15 protein-coding genes and 1 pseudogene are annotated in these 15,873 nt (G+C 57.7%); 6 read left to right on the top strand and 10 right to left on the bottom strand.

Features of this window, described 5'->3' with window-relative positions; all coding sequences use genetic code 11:
- Positions 1–80 precede the first annotated feature (80 nt).
- The gene (locus tag DTS01S_RS29540) at positions 81–734 is read right to left on the bottom strand and encodes an inovirus Gp2 family protein (protein WP_074931546.1); all 654 of its coding nucleotides are present in this window, start codon (positions 732–734) and stop codon (positions 81–83) included.
- 251 nt (positions 735–985) lie between these two features.
- Positions 986–1,177: an AlpA family transcriptional regulator gene (locus DTS01S_RS10860; protein WP_061287712.1), complete on the bottom strand. Its 192-nt coding sequence runs from the start codon at positions 1,175–1,177 to the stop codon at positions 986–988.
- A gap of 289 nt (positions 1,178–1,466) precedes the next feature.
- On the opposite strand from DTS01S_RS10860, the gene DTS01S_RS30355 reads away from it, so the two are divergent.
- Positions 1,467–2,387, top strand: coding sequence for a ribbon-helix-helix domain-containing protein (locus DTS01S_RS30355; protein WP_139223780.1), 921 nt, complete (start codon positions 1,467–1,469; stop codon positions 2,385–2,387).
- Between the two features lie 231 nt (positions 2,388–2,618).
- On the opposite strand, the gene DTS01S_RS30360 is transcribed toward DTS01S_RS30355, so the two are convergent.
- The gene (locus tag DTS01S_RS30360; RefSeq protein WP_156493766.1) at positions 2,619–2,777 is read right to left on the bottom strand and encodes a hypothetical protein; all 159 of its coding nucleotides are present in this window, start codon (positions 2,775–2,777) and stop codon (positions 2,619–2,621) included.
- Positions 2,778–3,009: 232 nt separating this feature from the next.
- On the opposite strand from DTS01S_RS30360, the pseudogene DTS01S_RS10865 reads away from it, so the two are divergent.
- A pseudogene (locus DTS01S_RS10865) lies at positions 3,010–4,395 on the top strand (IS701 family transposase).
- 299 nt (positions 4,396–4,694) lie between these two features.
- On the opposite strand, the gene DTS01S_RS10870 reads toward DTS01S_RS10865, so the two are convergent.
- Positions 4,695–4,913: a hypothetical protein gene (locus DTS01S_RS10870; RefSeq protein WP_061287713.1), complete on the bottom strand. Its 219-nt coding sequence runs from the start codon at positions 4,911–4,913 to the stop codon at positions 4,695–4,697.
- A 62-nt stretch (positions 4,914–4,975) separates the two neighbouring features.
- Positions 4,976–5,272 (bottom strand): H-NS histone family protein, encoded by a 297-nt coding sequence (locus DTS01S_RS10875; RefSeq protein WP_034364579.1) that lies wholly within the window; start codon positions 5,270–5,272, stop codon positions 4,976–4,978.
- Positions 5,273–5,738: 466 nt separating this feature from the next.
- Between DTS01S_RS10875 and DTS01S_RS10880 the strand changes: the two genes are divergently transcribed.
- A complete protein-coding gene (locus DTS01S_RS10880) occupies positions 5,739–9,560 on the top strand; it encodes an ExeM/NucH family extracellular endonuclease (protein ID WP_061287714.1) in 3,822 nt (1,273 codons plus the stop codon).
- A gap of 102 nt (positions 9,561–9,662) precedes the next feature.
- Here the strand turns inward: DTS01S_RS10880 and DTS01S_RS30365 are convergent, their stop codons facing one another.
- On the bottom strand, positions 9,663–9,923 hold the full coding sequence (locus DTS01S_RS30365; RefSeq protein WP_139223781.1) for a hypothetical protein: 261 nt from the start codon (positions 9,921–9,923) through the stop codon (positions 9,663–9,665).
- A 610-nt stretch (positions 9,924–10,533) separates the two neighbouring features.
- Here DTS01S_RS30365 and DTS01S_RS10885 point away from each other — a divergent pair.
- Positions 10,534–10,860 (top strand): tetratricopeptide repeat protein, encoded by a 327-nt coding sequence (locus DTS01S_RS10885; RefSeq protein ID WP_017406945.1) that lies wholly within the window; start codon positions 10,534–10,536, stop codon positions 10,858–10,860.
- 17 nt (positions 10,861–10,877) lie between these two features.
- Here the strand turns inward: DTS01S_RS10885 and DTS01S_RS10890 are convergent, their stop codons facing one another.
- Positions 10,878–11,342, bottom strand: coding sequence for a ribonuclease HI family protein (locus DTS01S_RS10890; protein ID WP_074931549.1), 465 nt, complete (start codon positions 11,340–11,342; stop codon positions 10,878–10,880).
- A 101-nt stretch (positions 11,343–11,443) separates the two neighbouring features.
- Between DTS01S_RS10890 and DTS01S_RS10895 the strand changes: the two genes are divergently transcribed.
- Positions 11,444–12,067: a glutathione S-transferase family protein gene (locus DTS01S_RS10895; protein ID WP_017406946.1), complete on the top strand. Its 624-nt coding sequence runs from the start codon at positions 11,444–11,446 to the stop codon at positions 12,065–12,067.
- Between the two features lie 71 nt (positions 12,068–12,138).
- Here the strand turns inward: DTS01S_RS10895 and DTS01S_RS10900 are convergent, their stop codons facing one another.
- Positions 12,139–12,573 carry a YbaY family lipoprotein gene (locus tag DTS01S_RS10900; RefSeq protein WP_061287715.1) on the bottom strand — a complete coding sequence of 145 codons (435 nt, stop codon included), beginning with the start codon at positions 12,571–12,573 and terminating at the stop codon, positions 12,139–12,141.
- A 664-nt stretch (positions 12,574–13,237) separates the two neighbouring features.
- On the opposite strand from DTS01S_RS10900, the gene DTS01S_RS10905 reads away from it, so the two are divergent.
- Positions 13,238–13,525 carry an H-NS histone family protein gene (locus DTS01S_RS10905; protein WP_016449500.1) on the top strand — a complete coding sequence of 96 codons (288 nt, stop codon included), beginning with the start codon at positions 13,238–13,240 and terminating at the stop codon, positions 13,523–13,525.
- Between the two features lie 642 nt (positions 13,526–14,167).
- On the opposite strand, the gene DTS01S_RS10910 is transcribed toward DTS01S_RS10905, so the two are convergent.
- A complete protein-coding gene (locus tag DTS01S_RS10910) occupies positions 14,168–15,277 on the bottom strand; it encodes an extracellular catalytic domain type 1 short-chain-length polyhydroxyalkanoate depolymerase (RefSeq protein ID WP_026062785.1) in 1,110 nt (369 codons plus the stop codon).
- A gap of 10 nt (positions 15,278–15,287) precedes the next feature.
- Positions 15,288–15,707, bottom strand: a complete 420-nt coding sequence (locus tag DTS01S_RS10915; protein WP_017406949.1) for a CopG family transcriptional regulator — start codon at positions 15,705–15,707, stop codon at positions 15,288–15,290.
- Between the last annotated feature and the right edge of the window lie 166 nt (positions 15,708–15,873).

Consider the following 15,873-nt stretch of genomic DNA (forward strand, 5'->3'; position numbering starts at 1 on the left):
ATCTGTTGGATGTCGGGCTCAGCATAAAGGCAAGTGCTTTATGTGGCCTTGAAACTGACCCTCTAATATTTAAATACAACTCAGATTCGACTTCCCCCGAAAGAGTGAATGCTTTGCTCGTAGTCCTTGGTCTCCATTTTGCACAAATAGCTTGCACGATAAAACGCGTCTTGGAATGACTTCGAATCATTCCTCCAAATGCAATATGTTGGGTTGAGGGGAATATGAATCAGACCCAAAAGATCCTCTGGGTACATTTCCAAAGCACTTCCCCATGCTTCATGAATTCGAGAGTACATATTATCGCTCTCAAGTTCAAATTTGCCAATGGACCTATAGGCATCGTGATTCAAGAGCAAGACAACGTGATAGTGAACTCCACCAAAGCTACTAACTTCTCTGCACCAGAGGAATCGCACCTCGGTATCGTGAACCCGGTTACCTTTCTTTTTGCTTTGAGCTTGAGAGTGTTTGATCTTTGCTTTAAGTGAGGCGATGAACTTGGACATCAGCTGATTGCTATTCTTTGTGATCTGATCGCAGCCTTCAGGCACATGTAAATCAAAACGAAGCATACAAACACGCCCATATTGATCCAAGGCCTTTTGAAAGATCTTAAACGTCTTATCCAAATACTCTCTGATGACGAGTCCATGTTTCAGTTGAATCTCATAACCCTCGTAAGTAGGTTTGGTGTAAATGTGATGGTTTGTGTTGAAAGGATTGCGCTTCATGATGTATGCTTTGAATTTGTTTGAGGCATACGTTTGGCGTTGGATGGAAAATATCCATCTTTAGATATCAAAGGGCAGAATTAATCCTGCTGCATCGACCTATACTCATCCCTTGTTTCTTATTAATAATACTTAAACATACAGCAAGAAGCAAATGGATCATGGGGTCTTTTATAAAAATCATCGGGGAATATGGAGAAGGGCAGTCAATCGACTGCCCTTTGATTTTTTGTTTTCACTCTTGAAAATAATTAATTGTGGCTCTGATCCCTCACAGAGATCCGGCTCTGAATCCAGGTATCAACCTCCGACTCCAACCAGCCTACTGCGCGCAATCCCAAAGGGATGGGCTTGGGGAAGGCTTCGTCTTTGATGAGTATATACAGAGTTGTCTTCCCGAGACTTGTTTTGAGCAAAACTTCCTTCAGCTTTAAGACACGCATGATGATTTCCAATGATTAAGACATTGGATGTGCCTTTGATAGAGGAATTTGATTTTTTAAAGATCTTTTCTTGGAAGAGGTTTATTGCCACTATGAGTGCTGCAACACCTCACGCAGGCTGTCCGGAATCCACACCCCTTGGGCTCAGACGTCAATCAAAGATCATCTATGATTTTCACCATCCAAGGAACAATGGCGTATCTATAGCGGTACCTTCGTAGGATTCTCCTAGTAGACATGCGGAAATAATCTATATAGAATCATAAAAACATCTACATGGAACCTAGGTATGAATGATTCGAGTATATTTATATCCAAGTCTGACAAAGAAGAGTTGCAGGACTTTTTTCCAGGTGTAAAGATTGGCTTTAGAGAGCTAAAATTTATAATTGGATACTTGGCGATCAATTGCGAAATTGAAAGACTAACCGAGTCAGCAATCCAAAGTGAAGTTCTTTTAAACATAAAAAAGCATGCAAGAAAAGAGCAAATTGGATTTATCAATGGATCTCTTAGGGAGGCTAGATTTGATGCCGACGAGCTATCATTTATCGAAAATTCAAAGTCTCATAATTTTCTGGTGGAGAAAATAATTGAAAATTTGCAAAATAATTCAAAATTCTCTCTTTATGGAAACATGAGATCTGGAAGGGTAAACCATGTGTTGGGTCACAAGGATTTTCTAATTTTCCTTATTGATGTGCAAATCGGTTTATTGGATGCAAAAAGGAGCTTTGTTGAAATTGCCAAATCAACTTTTTATAAATATACCCAGAAAATAAAATTCATAAAATGGTATGAAGAAGCGGAAGATAGAGTTCCGCTTGCATTCGAGTATTTTAAAAATAAAGGCTTGTATTTTTCTCTTCAGCAGAATTTTCTAGATATTCATGATTTGAAGATATTTTTTTGGGATGGGGGAAAAACGCCAGAACAAATTAGGCTGATGGATTTGAACTTTCGGCGCTATTATCATAATAAAAAATCTAGAGAAAAAAAGGTGACTAAGCAAGCAAATTTCTCTCTGTCTGATAAATCCATAAATAACATTGAAAAGATAGCTAGAAAGCATGGGGTAACAAAATCAATGATTGTGGACACCCTTTTTAAAAGTCCCTCACTTGCAAAGCAAATTGATATGGCATTGAAAGATCGATTGGATTTCTCTTTGCCAGATTTGCTTCCTTCTCTTGATGAGAAGCAGGAGTAATTAAGTTATAAGTTTGAAGAGGGAATCGGGTAGGTCTATTTTGAAAATATTTTATCAAGTCAATTTTTGATGATCTTCTTTGGTGATTTTAATTTGGTGGATTACTAGTGCGTGATCCACTTTTGTAAGGAAGGATATTTCACTGGTGAGTAGATGGCGCATTGGGTTGACCAGATTTATGCTTTGTGCTCAATAAATTCTGCCACTCTCGCATCATCTGGCAGCGCTTCTTCATACCTTCACTTGGCTTTCCAAGGTGTGTGCGATAACCTGCTCGGCGGCCTTTCTTGGAGAGTTGGTTTGCTCTCCAGCCCAGTCTTTGAATGTGGCACGAAATTCTTGGAGTAGAGCATGAATATTCATTTGCCGCATTACGACTGTCATGGTCATATTGGAGGTCCTTTGGTTCCCGGAAATGGTATTTCTCTGTTTTCGATATAAATAAGTGACTTTAATAATCTATGCAGCCTTCGTACGAGGCCCCACTCCAGTTCCCGGCCTGGTGTAGAGGGTAGTCGTAAATTTCTATATTCGAATCACTTTTGCATCCTATGTGTTGCTCTAGTCTTACTGTGTCATAAACATCAGAATGCGATCCTCTCGACTTCGTGCCGGAGGATTGATGAATGCAGCCGAACGCTTTGAAAGCTACATGAAGCACCTGAGCGAGGGCTTGGGTCACGCAGATCGGCACGCCGGCCTTCGTGGCTACTGCACGGGCCTGATGCTCCCGCTGTCGCGCAAGAGCGTGGAGCCCATGGCCGCGCGGGTGGATCCGATGCACGCGAGCGCGCGGCACCAGTCACTGCACCACTTCGTGACCAAGGCCGAGTGGTCTGATACCCAGATGTTGCGTCGCGTATGCCAGTGGGTGATGCCCAAGATGGACTTCAGCCAGGGCGGCTGGTGGATCATCGATGACACCGGGTTCCCGAAGAAGGGTCGCCACTCGGTCGGTGTCACCCGTCAGTACTGCGGGGTGCTTGGCAAGCAGGACAACTGCCAAGTGGCCGTCAGCATCTCGCTTGCAAGCAATCAGGGTAGCTTGCCCGTGGCCTGGCAGCTGTACCTGCCCGAGGATTGGGCGGCAGATACTGAACGACGTTCCAAGGCCGGCATTCCCGAGGAGGTTGGCTTCGCAACGAAGACGCAGATCGCCCTGCGGCAATTGCGCACTCTGCTGGACGAGGGTGCGCCGCGCTATTGCGTGCTGGCCGATGCCGGCTACGGCGTGGACAACGCCTTCCGGCAGTCGCTCAGCGACATGGGTTTGCTCTACGCGGTCGGCGTCACCTAGGCCGTCGTGGTCTGGCCGCCCGGGGTCCAGCCGCTGCCACCCAAGCACTACAGTGGCGTGGGTCGCCCTCCTGTTGTGCCTCGGCGCACAGCCACTCTCCAGCCCATGAATGTCAAGGCATTGGCGATGTCCCTGCCGCCGCAGGCGTTCCAGACCATCACCTGGCGCGAGGGCAGCAACACACCACTGCGCGAGCGCTTCGCGGCCGTGCGGGTGCGCCACGCTGGCGGCAACGTCGGCAAGGCACGTCTGCGTCCTGAGCAATGGCTTCTCATCGAATGGCCGGAGAAAGACGAAGAGCCAAGCAAGTACTTCTTGTCTACGCTACCCGAGGACGTCACCATCGTCGAACTCGTCAGTGTCGCCCATCAGCGCTGGCGCATCGAGCGCGACTACCAGGATCTGAAGCAGGACTTCGGTCTCGGGCACTACGAGGGCCGAGGCTGGCGGGGATTCCACCATCATGCCGCCTTGAGCATTGCGGCCTACGGATTCCTGATGGCGGAACGTCTCATCGCCGACAAGTCTGTCGGCGGTAAAAAAAACTTCATCGAACGCCAAGTGCCTGCCCTTCCCAAGGATTACATCCCCCGCGGCAGTCGTGCGCGCGCAGCGCCACGTGGCGACCTCGATCACGAGCCTGCGCCAACGCCTGAGCTACCAGTTGATCGCCCGCCTCGGGCAGTGCCCCTGCTGCGGAAGGGCAAGTGAGAGACGAAACTTATGACACAGTAAGACTAGTGGATGCTGGAGTCGGGGCTGTGAATTTAATGCGCCTTCGTAGGCGGTGGCTCGATAGGGGGGGCTAAGAGCCAACGCTCTAATAGCTTAGAAGTGGGGGTACAAGTGGGGGTATGAAGAATGGTGATAAATTGTTACAGTCAATATTCTATTGGGATCATACGGGAACATTCAATTGACGCCAGCTCCACCATCCAAGACACCGCCACACACTGAAGACCTCAGTGTGTGGCGGTTTTTTCTTGCCTGTTCGTTGCCTCGCGCCCGCCTCAGTGGCTGCTCATGTCGGGCATGGGCTGCTGGGACAGTTCCTGGATCAGCGTCAGGCGGAAATGTGCCAGGGCCTTGGCCCCATGCTGTATGTGGTGCAGGTCTGCCACTCCGCCGATGCCCGACACCAGCAGTTCGGGCTTGGTCGACAAAATGACTTCTATGAAGTGGTCGGCCAGTTCTGCAGCCAACAGCGTGTCCGAGTTCTGTTTGCTCATGTGTGCTTCCTCCTGGTGATGGAAGCACATGGTATGGCATCGCGCCTGAATATGGCTGGCGATCAGATGGCGAGGCTTGCGCGGTCCTTGCCTTCTATCCACTTGGGCGGCTTTCCGCGGCCTGTCCAGGTTGCGCCGGTTTCGGGGTTGCGGAATTTGGGTTCGCCCACGCTGCGCTGTCCGGTCTGGCGAGGTTTGATCCTGGCGGAGGGGAAGACATCCTCTTTCGTCAGGCCATATTGCTGCACCATGGCCTTTGCTTCAGTGATCGCATCCGTTCTTGCGTGCTTGATCAGAGCGTCGATCTTTTTCTCAAGATCGGCTTTTTGTTGCAGCAGGGCCCTGTAGTCGGATGTCATGGCGATGATGATTTTCAGTGAGAGATGTGCGTGTATATCACGGGAATAAATTTTTTGTAAGTTATGAGTAAGAAAAAGAGTGTGGGAGTGTGCGGACGCACGAAAAGCCACCAGTGACGTGGCGCGTTCAAGACGGGTGACGAGGATGGTTGTGGCGACGAGGCGCGCCCAAGAAAAAGGCCAGCGGCTTGCGCTGGCCTGGGAAGAAAGAGCCGGTGCCTTTTTGAAGGCTTCCTGGGGGAATGAGAGGGAGGGAGGAGGAAATGCCCCAGGGCCGGCAATGAAACGATTCAGCAACTGGGTGCAATGATGCATGCCGTGTGGGAAGTGGCAGATGGGTGAGCGGCCAGTCTGCGCGTAGGACGCGGGAGCATCCGCCGAGTCACAGGCTGGTCATGTCCATGCGCGATAAACCGAAAGTTGCGCAACCACGGGGGGATGCGCATTATTTTTTTATTGCACATCCATGTCCATTGCCCGCACGCTGATTCCGTTTGTGTTCAACCCGGCCAATCCGATGAGTCCGCCGCTGCAGCGCCATCGTTGGCGTCTGTATGGTGCAGGCCTGCTTCTTTCGGCCTCCGCCGGCGTATGGGCGCAGGTTCCTTTCACTGGCACCTATGCGCAGAATTTCGACACCCTGGCCGCGTCCGGGACGGGGCTGGCCTGGGCCAATGACAGCACCCTGCCGGGCTGGTTTCTCTTTAACAGGAGCCTGGCGGCCATCACTGCATATGCGGCAGGCAATGGCGCGTCCAATGCCGGCAGCTTCTACAGCCTGGGGCTGGATGCGGACCGTGCATTGGGTGGCGTGGCATCGGGTGGAGCTTACTTTGGCAGCCCCTCCCAGGGTGCCGTGGCCGGCTGGATTGCACTGGCGATGCGCAATGACACGGGCGGCGCGGTGGATGGGATCAGCCTGCGATTCAGTGGCGAGCAATGGCGCAATGGCGGCAACACCTCCGAGCAGCCCATGGAGCTGGAGTACGGCATGGGCGCGACCTTTGCCGATGTGCCTGAATGGCTGCCTGCCGGTGCGAATTTCAATTGGAAATCGCCGATCGCTACCGGTACTGCCGCCCCGGTGGATGGCAATGTGGCCGGACGGGTGAATGATGTGGGCGGCGATCTGCGCGGTCTGGGCTGGGCGCCAGGGGCCACGTTGTGGCTGCGTTGGGTCGAACTCAATGATGTGGGCAACGATCACGGCCTGGCCGTTGACGATGTCTCCATCGCCCTGGCACTGCCCGATACCACGCCACCCACAGTGCAGGCCACCATTCCTGCTGCGGCGGCAACCGGGGTGGCGCTGAATCCCGAAATCAAGCTGAGCTTTGATGAGGCGGTGAAACCCGGTAGCGGCAGCTTCGAACTGCGCCAGGGCAGCACCGTGGTGGCAATGCTGCAGGCTGGCGATGCGGCGAAGGTGAAATTCAGTGGCTCGACCATCACGCTCAACGCGGGTGTGCGGCTGGCGGTCAATACGTCCTACAGCCTGGTTCCCGTGGGCGAGCCGGTGTTGGATACCTCGGGCAATGTGTGGACCGGCACGGCGCTGGGCTTCACGACGGGGGGCGAGCCGCCCATCACCAGAATTTCTGCACTCCAGGGTTCCGGCGACCAGTCTCCCCTGGTGGGGCAGAAGGTGACAGTGAGCGCCGTGGTAACGGCCTATATGCCAGGGTTGAGCGGCTTCTTCGTGCAGGAGGAGGAGGCGGATTCCGATGGCGATGCTGCCACCTCGGAGGGCGTCTTCGTCTATTACGGCAATGCGAATCCCGGGGTGGATGAGGGCACGGTAGGCAAGCTGGTGCAGGTCTCCGCCTCGGTGAGCGAGTTTCGCAACCAGACCCAGCTCAGCGCCGTCACGGACTTCGTGGTCCGTGGCGCGGCCGCCTTGCCGGAGCCCGTGCGCGTCACGCTGCCTGTCAGCGACATGGGGCAGTGGGAGCGTCTGGAGGGGATGCGTGTGGAGGTCGCGTCCGCCACTGCGGGCGGCAAGCTGGTGGTGAGCGACAACCGCACGCTGGGCCGCTACGGCAATGTCACGCTGTCTGCCGACGCGCCGTTGGCGCAGTACACCGAACTCAATGCGCCCAGCGTGACGGGCTATGCCGCCTATGTGCAGACATTGCAGCGCAGCCAGATCATTCTGGATGATCGCTCGGGCGCACAGAATCCCGCCTCTGTGCCGGGCCGCGGCGGACAGTCTCTGTCGGCCTCCAACACGCTGCGTGCCGGCGATGGCGTGGACCGTGTCATCGGCGTGCTCGATCAGTTCTCGGATGCAGCTGCCAGCGAGCCATATCTGACCAGCTACCGCGTACAGCCTACGCAGACGCCGCAGTTCTCGGGGGCGGCGCGTCCCTCGGCTGCTCAGTTGCAGCAGGCTGTGGGGGCGGCATCGCTCAAGATTGCCTCGGCCAACGTGCTCAATTTCTTCAACCTGACGGGCGCCACCAGCGGCTCTTCCCAGGTGATGTTCAGCACGCCCCTGGGCAATCAGCAGGGCATTCGTGGTGCCAACAGCATTGCCGAGCTGGACAGGCAGCGCGCCAAGATCGTGGCCAATCTGCTGGGGCTGGGCGCCGATGTGTATGGCCTGATGGAGGTGCAGAACAACGGCTTTGGCCCGGGCAGCGCCATCCAGGATCTGGCCGACGCCTTGAACGCGAGTGCGGACAAGCCTGCCGGCGCCGTATATGCAGTGGTCAAGGCGCCTTTCAGCGAGGCTTCAGGTACGGTGGCGGGTGCTGGCACGGATGCGATCACCGTGGCCATCCTCTATCGCAGCGATCGTGTCACGCCGGTGGGCAGCGCAGCGGCACCCAGCGTCACCACCTACGACGCCTTCAACCCAGGCGTAGGCGGCGCACGCGTACCGATTGCACAGACTTTTGCGGTAGGCGGCAGCACGGAGCAGTTCACGCTGGTGGTGAATCACTTCAAATCCAAGGGCAGTGTGCTCAGCAGCCCGGGCAATGCAGACGCGCTTGACGGCCAGGGCGCCAACAACGCCGCGCGTGTGAAGACGTCCGAGCAACTGAGCAGTTGGCTGGCAACCCGGCCCACAGGCACGACCAGCCCGCATGTGGTGCTGGTCGGGGATTTCAATGCGTACTCGAAGGAGGACCCCATCAAGGCGCTGGAGGATGGCGGCTACGCCAAGGTGTCTCAGGGCCTGTCCTATGCGTTCGATGGAATGTGGGGCTCGCTGGACCATGTGCTGGTAAGTGCCAGCCTGCAGCCGAGCGTGGGGCGCGCGGTCAAGTGGGCCATCAATGCCGAGGAGCCTGAAGTCCTGGACTACAACCTCGAGTACAAGTCGCTGGACCAGCAGGCCAGCTTCTATGCGCCGACGGCCTATCGTTCCAGCGACCACAATCCGATTTTGCTGGGTCTGAATTTCGGTGGGCAGGCGCCATCGCTCAGTGGCTTGCCCGCCAATGCGCAATCCGTGGTGGTTGGCCAGGCGGCCGATCTGGCCGATGTGCAGGTGGCAGATGCCGACAGCCCTGTCGTGACGCTGTCCATTGTTGCCAGCAACGGGCAGGTGCTTGGACTCGAAGACGCCGATGCCGCGCAGCCGGGCATACAGTTGCGCGGCAGCCCCGCTCAGGTGTCGGAGCAATTTCGCTCCGCCGTCTATCTGGTATCGGTGGCCGGTTCGGCCAGCTTGCAACTGAGCGTGAGCGATGGGGTCCATGCGGCTGTGACTGCCAGCTATCCGTTGCTGGCGGCTGCTGCAGGTCCTGTGGACCAGGCCAACCGCTTCAACATCACCGGGTCGGGCCAGATGGCGGTATCGGGCGAAGTCGCCGGCGGCGGTATCAACTGCCGCCTGGCCGAGCCGCCTCAGGTCATGGCGGCGCCTGGCACACCGCGTCCGGGGGCTGTGGTGCCCCACGGACTGCTGAAGCTGAATACCGATGGCTGTGATGCGGGTGCGCTCGTGACTGTCAAGCTGACCTATCCCAGTGATCTGCCCAGCGGTGCCGAGTACTGGAAGTGGGGGCGCACAAGCGACAACGCCACGCAGCACTGGTATCGGATACCGGCAACGCTGCAGGGGCGCGTCGTCTCCTTCGTGCTGCGCGATGGTGGCCTGGGTGATGACGATCTGGTGGCCAACGGCCGGGTGGAAGATCCCTCTGCACTGGTTGTGCCTGCTGCGGCGGTCGGCGGCGGCACGCCAGCGGCGATTCCTTTACTGAGCGAATGGGCTGTGGCTCTGCTGAGTCTGATGATGGGCGGGCTGGCCATCCGTTTGCGCCGTCGCGGTTCCTGATCCGGCAACGGGAAAGGCCCGGCTTGCGCTTGGCGCGGGCCGGGCCTGTTGCATTGCGCGAAGGAAATCTGCAGTCAGGGCATTGCCTGGATGCGATGGAGTTCAGAGAAATTTGGCGTGCAGTCGCAGGCCGGTGCGCGATGGATGCGCGATGGCAGTGTTGAGGCGAAGAAAAAGCGCCTGCTGTGGACGCTGCCTCAATGCAACTGATGCATTGAATATCCAGAAATGATCGTGCTTTAAAAAAAGAGCCTGGCTAACCGGCATACCGCTGGCTGGCAAAAACGACTGCAGGCTGAACTGGCCTGACGAGTCGCCCCACGATGAAACTGAACTGCTGCAACACCATGAATGCTGCGGCATGGGTTGAATCATATACGCAAACAAGAATCATTCTCAAATAAACCTGTGCTTTTCTCTGGAATTGAGAAAAAACTTGCCTTTGTGCCCGTTTCGGTTGTTGCCAGGGCGCCTGAGCGATCGTCGTCAAGAAAAAACGCCCCGGCTGCGGAGGCGGCCGGGGCGCTGAATGGAGCGTTCCATGCGATCAATCCAGGAAGGACACATGCTAAGAGTTTGAAATGAGAGCGCTGGCGTCTGGCGCCTCCGGTCCTTCCTGGTTGTCAAGTGTAAATTGAAACAAGGTGCTTGACGGAGCTAACTCGGGTGAAGTTGCATGCAACTGAGTCGTAAATCCTGTTTTTCACACGCCATCGTGAGACCAGCCATGCAGTGGGAATGCAAAAAGCCCGCTTGAAAGCGGGCTTTTTGCGGGTGATGTGGACGATGGCTCTTACGCGACCATCGTTTTACGGCAGAACGTCTCTGCGGCTGTCACCGTTGTTTTTTTCGTCGTAGTGCACGACGCGCCGGCGTGAGATACAGCATTGTCTGCGCAGACAACCGCGAGATTGTAGCATGACCGCAATTTCAGCTGGATCGAGAACATGCATTGCCACCAAAGGATGAAACCATGAACGAAATGACGCAAAGGCTCGAGGGCCTCCTGGCGTCCGGCAAGGACTCGGCTTTGATGCGCTGCACGTTGGGCAAGGCGTATCTTGATGGCGATGCGCCTGCTGTGGCGCACTCGCACCTGCAGCGCGCCACTGAACTCGATCCCGGCTATTCGGTGGCATGGAAGCTTCTGGGCCGGGCATTGCTGGCGCTGGACGATGCTTCGGGGGCTCGGCAGGCGTGGAGCACGGGGTTGGCCTGTGCTGAGGAAAAGGGAGATGCCCAGGTCGTCAAGGAGATTGGTGTGTTCCTCAAGCGGCTGGACAGGCAGCAGTCCGCCTGAGTGCGGCAAGCGCGGGGTCACGGCTGCAAAAGGGCCGCTCTGGCCAGCGCGTCGGCCTCGGTGTTGCGGTGACGAGGAATCCAGCGCAGTTGCACATGCTCGAACTCGGCCAGCATGGCGCGGGCCTGATCGAAAAGGTCGGCCAGCCGCACGATGGGCCTGGTGGGGCGGGGCGATGGCGCCAACTGCTCTACCAGGACGCTGCTGTCCGTGAAGATGGCCAGCCGGCGAGCCTGCAGGCCTAGCAGGGTCTGCAGCACAGCCATCAAGGCCCGCAGCTCGGCTTCGTTGTTGCAGCCTTGGTCGGGGCAGACCTGGGACAGAAGCTGCCGTGTTCCGTCGGGCGCCGTGATGACGGCTCCCAAGGCCATGCGACCCGGGTTGGGCAGTGCGCTTGCATCGATGTATGCAGTCCACAGGTCTGTGTCGGTCGGAGAAGGGCCAGAGTGGTTTCGGCGGGATGACGGCTGTTCCAGAGGCATGTCTGCATCATGCGGCAGCAGTGGGAATCTGACCGCATTCCTCATCGGATTGGACGGGACAATGCAGGATTGCAAATCACCGAAACCGAAGAAGGCTGCGAATGATCAGGATTCTGGGAAAGTCATCGTCCATCAATGTGCGCAAGGTGCTGTGGCTTTGCGTGGAGCTGGGAGTCTCGTTCGAACAGGAAGAGTGGGGTTCGGGCCATCGGTCAACGCAGGAGCCGGGATTTCTTGCACTCAACCCGAATGCCATGGTTCCCGTGCTGCTTGATGGGGCGCTGGTGCTGTGGGAGTCCAACACCATTTGCCGCTATCTTGCCGCGCGCCAGGCTCGGCATGACCTGCTGCCTGCAGCACCCGCAGAGCGCGCACGCGTCGAGCAATGGATGGACTGGCAGGCGACCGAACTGAACAACTCCTGGCGCTATGCCTTCATGGGATTGGTGAGAAACAGTCCCGAGCATCAGGATCCTGCGCTGCTGGCCAGCAGCATGGCGAACTGGCATCGCCACATGCGCATGCTGGAGGAGCAACTGTCGCGCACAGGCGCCTTTGCTGCAGGCGCGCAACTCACCCTTGCCGACATCGTGCTGGGCCTGTCTGCCCACCGCTGGCTGTCTGCCCCGATGGAGCGCCCTGACTTGCCCGCAGTCCGTGCGTACTATGAGCGGCTTTGCGAGCGCCCAGGCTTTCGCAAGCATGGTGCCAACGGCATGCCTTGATGGCCGCCTGGTGCCCTCTGCGCTACAAAGCCCGCCGGAATGTCCTGCGGGCTTTGTCTTTTTAGGGAAGGTCAGGGGGCAACCCGCACCAGCACCATATCGGCCTTCGGGCCTGCTCCACGGGTCAGGACCGGGTGGACGGTGTCATTAGTGAAGATGAGCTGGTTGCCCTGGGTGATGCGTGAGGTCACCGTATATTGCGCCGCAGGATTGAGGCGATTGGGCTCCACGGGCAGCTTGTAGCTGAACGGGGGCTTGAGGCCTTCAAGCCGCACGGATTGCTGAGATATCACGGAGGCGGCGGCATCGGCGCGAGAGGTGTCCTGCAGCTCCACAACCAGCACGGCATCGGACGGGAGCGGCATGCGCTCTCTCAGATCGACCGTGCCCATGACGGCGGTGACCGGCGCGTTGGGTGAGGGCTGGGACTGGGCACATGCGCCCAAAAGTGCGGCGGTCATTACGATGGCGAGAGAGGTTCGGCGCTGGAGGAGGTTGGGGTTCATGGGAATTCCTTCTTGATTGGAAAGGTCCCAGTCTGGCTTGGCGCATTCTGGAGGGCTGTAGGAACGGGTTCCACAGAGGCTGCTGCCATTTCCCAAAGTCGCATACGCCGATCTGCGGTCGGGTTGCCAGCCAGGGCGACGGGCGTGTGAAAGATCAGGTCGCGCCGGCGCATGAAGGACGCTGCCAGACAGTCCACAGGGTTTCGGAGGGGGGCTGCATCGTTCGAGGCCTGCGCCATGCCAAGAGCGATGGGTCAAGCGTCCCGATCTATTTGCGTTGCTTCTCATCAATCCGCCACTCCTGTTTGGGCGGTGAATCGTTCTTGCTTTTGCCATCGCTCGCCGCAGGGGAGAGCACCGTTTCTTTTGACGTGTCGGGGCAACTATCTCCACATTCCACATCGCGGCAGCCGAGGGCAAGTCATTGCAGCCCAAGGGGCTGACTCCTTGGCGCGCACAGGTGTGCGCAAGTGTGCAGAGGTGCGGCAGCGATCGATCTGGGCAGCCGCCGCGTCGGCCACGGAGCCTCGCTCCACGGCTGTGGGGTGCCAAGCGGAAGGGCTTCTCTGTCCCAGCACACGGCGGTGGAAAGCTTGTGCTTTGGGGTGCGGAGCATTTTTTGAATAGAATGCGTTTTTGCTAGCATGCATCCAAAGAAAAAGCCATGACATCTGATTACAAGACTCTCCTTCAGCAAAAGGCCGAGATCGAGGCTCGCATTGCCGAGGTCCTCAAAGCCGAAAAAGGCGGTGCCATCGCCAAGGTCCGTGAACTGGTCCAGCAGTTCCAGTTGACCCAGGAAGACGTGTTTGCTACCGGTAAGCGCAAGTCTCCTGCTGGCACAGGTGTGGCCAAGTACCGTGATCCGTCTACTGGCGCAACATGGACCGGCCGGGGCAAGCCTCCCGGCTGGATCAAGGACGCAGCGGACCGAACCGCTTTCGAGATCTGAATCTGATCAAGGGCCCGCAGTTGCGGGCCTTTTCTTTTGTGGGTCCCCGTGTGGTTTTGATCGGCCGGCAGCTGTCCGGGAAAGGGCGACTGAGCGCTGTCTTGCCCGAAGGTCTCCCAGATCGAGGTGGACGTGTGGAAGAGCGCGGTAAAGGTATCTCTCGCGGACCATGCCGCTGGCGCTGGCAGTGCGTCCACCGCGTATTACTGCGCAGCATCTGCTGCCATGCAGGCCTGCAGGCCAGGCTTACAAGAAGATCCTGTACGTCCTGCCTGGCTTTCACTGCATATCCTTCGCAGGCGTAGCCCTGATTTATCAAGGTCTCCAGCATGGACAAGGCTCCTGTATTCCAGCTTCCGAAATGGTCAGGGCTGCGCTTATCTCATCTGGCAGAGCTTTCGACCCATCGTGAATTTCATATGGCTGCCTTGTCTCTTGTGCCTCGCGGTGATTTCCCATGCCTTTCGAGGCAGCTTGACTCCATGCAGGCAAAAAAGGAGCCTGGGGGCCCTTTTGCTGTCCTGGCCAGCCCATTTATTGCTGAGCCTGCTCTTCCGGAGTAATAGGCCCATGCTCAACCATTCCTAACCCTTGTGAGCCTTTGAAATCATGTGGTTGGCGAATGCGAGCAGCGGCGCCGAATCAGCAGTTGCGCGCACGCTGGTGCGAAAGGAAAAAGCGCAGCATCTCGGCGCTGGCGTCGATTCCTCCCGGCGCGGTGTAGCTGCCCGCAGCGCTGCCGCCGGACCAGGCGTGGCCTGCGCCATGCAGCTGCCAGTGCTCGATGGCGGTACTGCCATCGGCTGCGATATAGGCAGAGCGGGTGAACCGTTGGCGGTTCGGCGCATGGCCCTGGCTGACGCGAGGTGCGCCTGTGGGGCTTTGCGCGCTGCGTGCAGCATGCACGACGGCCGCGCCGTTGTCGTGATGTACCGTGGTGTCCGCGTCACCATGAAACACGATCACTGGACACACGCTGGGGCCGCTGGCCGAGCCAGATGCTGCGCCTCTTCGCATCGCCTCGAGGGCTGAGGGCAGATTGGACGCGGCACCGGCGGCCAGGCCCGAATGCACGCCCACGGCGGCGAACAGCTCGGGATAGGTGCGTCCCAATATGTCCGCCATTGCACCTCCGGCCGAAAGTCCGGCGACATAGACCCGCGATGCGTCCGCGCCATGGTCGGCCATCACCTGGCGCGTGAGGCCTGCCAGCAGTGCGGGCTCGCCCCGGCCCCGTTGCTGGTGCTGGGCCTTGAACCAGTTCCAGCACTTTTGCGAGTTTGCATGCTGTGTTTGTTCGGGATAGAGCACCAGTACGCCAGCGCTGCGCGCCTGGTCATTCATGCGCGTGCCGGCGGCGAAGTCTTGCGGCCCTTGGGTGCAGCCGTGCAGCATGAGGATGAGCGGGCGAGGTCCCGCTTCGAGGGCACTGCCTGGCGGCACGTACAGCCGATAGGCCAGCTGCCGGCCTCCGTGAGAGTAGCTGCCGAGCAGCCATTGCTCGTCGCTGGAGGTGCCTGCCTGCGATGTGCCCGCAGGCACGGCGAGTTCGGGAGCATCGTCGATGAAGCGGGCTTCGGCATCGACGATCCAGCCTGCATCCCGATGACTGGTTGCGGCTGGCTTGTCGTGGGGTGTGGGCGCACTTTGGCCTCGCAGCGTGCGCTGAATCAGCTCGGTGGCTTCCAGCAGATGGCCGGTGCGCGTCAGGCGTGTCGCCTCGCCCAGCATGTCTTGAAAAAGCTGTTTCATGGAATGGTTCTCAGGTAATGCGGCCGGCCAGAGCGGCACGAACGGCGGGGCTGGCCTGGAGCGCTCCCAGCACCGTGATGGATTCGATGGTTTCGGCGGCAAGCTGCGCAGGCACGTCCTGCGCGATGCTGGCCAGGCCCAACACGCGGATCTGCAGCTTTTCCCCGGCAGCCTGCACCCGCATGAGATCGGCCTGGGAGAAATGCTGCATCCCCAGGACCAGCATCTTGCGGGCGACGACCTGTTGCACCGCGTCCGCATGGCTGCGCAGGTGATTGCGTATCGCTGTGCGGATGAAATCGCTGCGGTTGGCGTAGAAGCCTTCGGCGACCAGCAGGTCGATCTGGCCCAGGTCGACATAGCCCAGATTGATGGTGAGCTTCTCGGATTCGCTCACGCGAGGGTTGGAGGTGGTTGTGTTTGCGGCCATGGAACATCCTTATGCCATCCATATGGATGGTTTAGGGATGGTTTCAAGGCCTGGCGTTGCAATTTGACGCGGCACGTCGTGGGGTATCCGGCGGACGGCGCTGCAGCGTGTGAGTTGCAATCATTGCCCTGTAACGTCTGAGCCGTAAGGTGGCGGAGCCGGGCAC

This window comes from Delftia tsuruhatensis NBRC 16741 (genome assembly GCF_001571325.1).
In the GTDB taxonomy this organism is placed as follows: Bacteria; Pseudomonadota; Gammaproteobacteria; order Burkholderiales; family Burkholderiaceae_C; genus Comamonas; species Comamonas tsuruhatensis.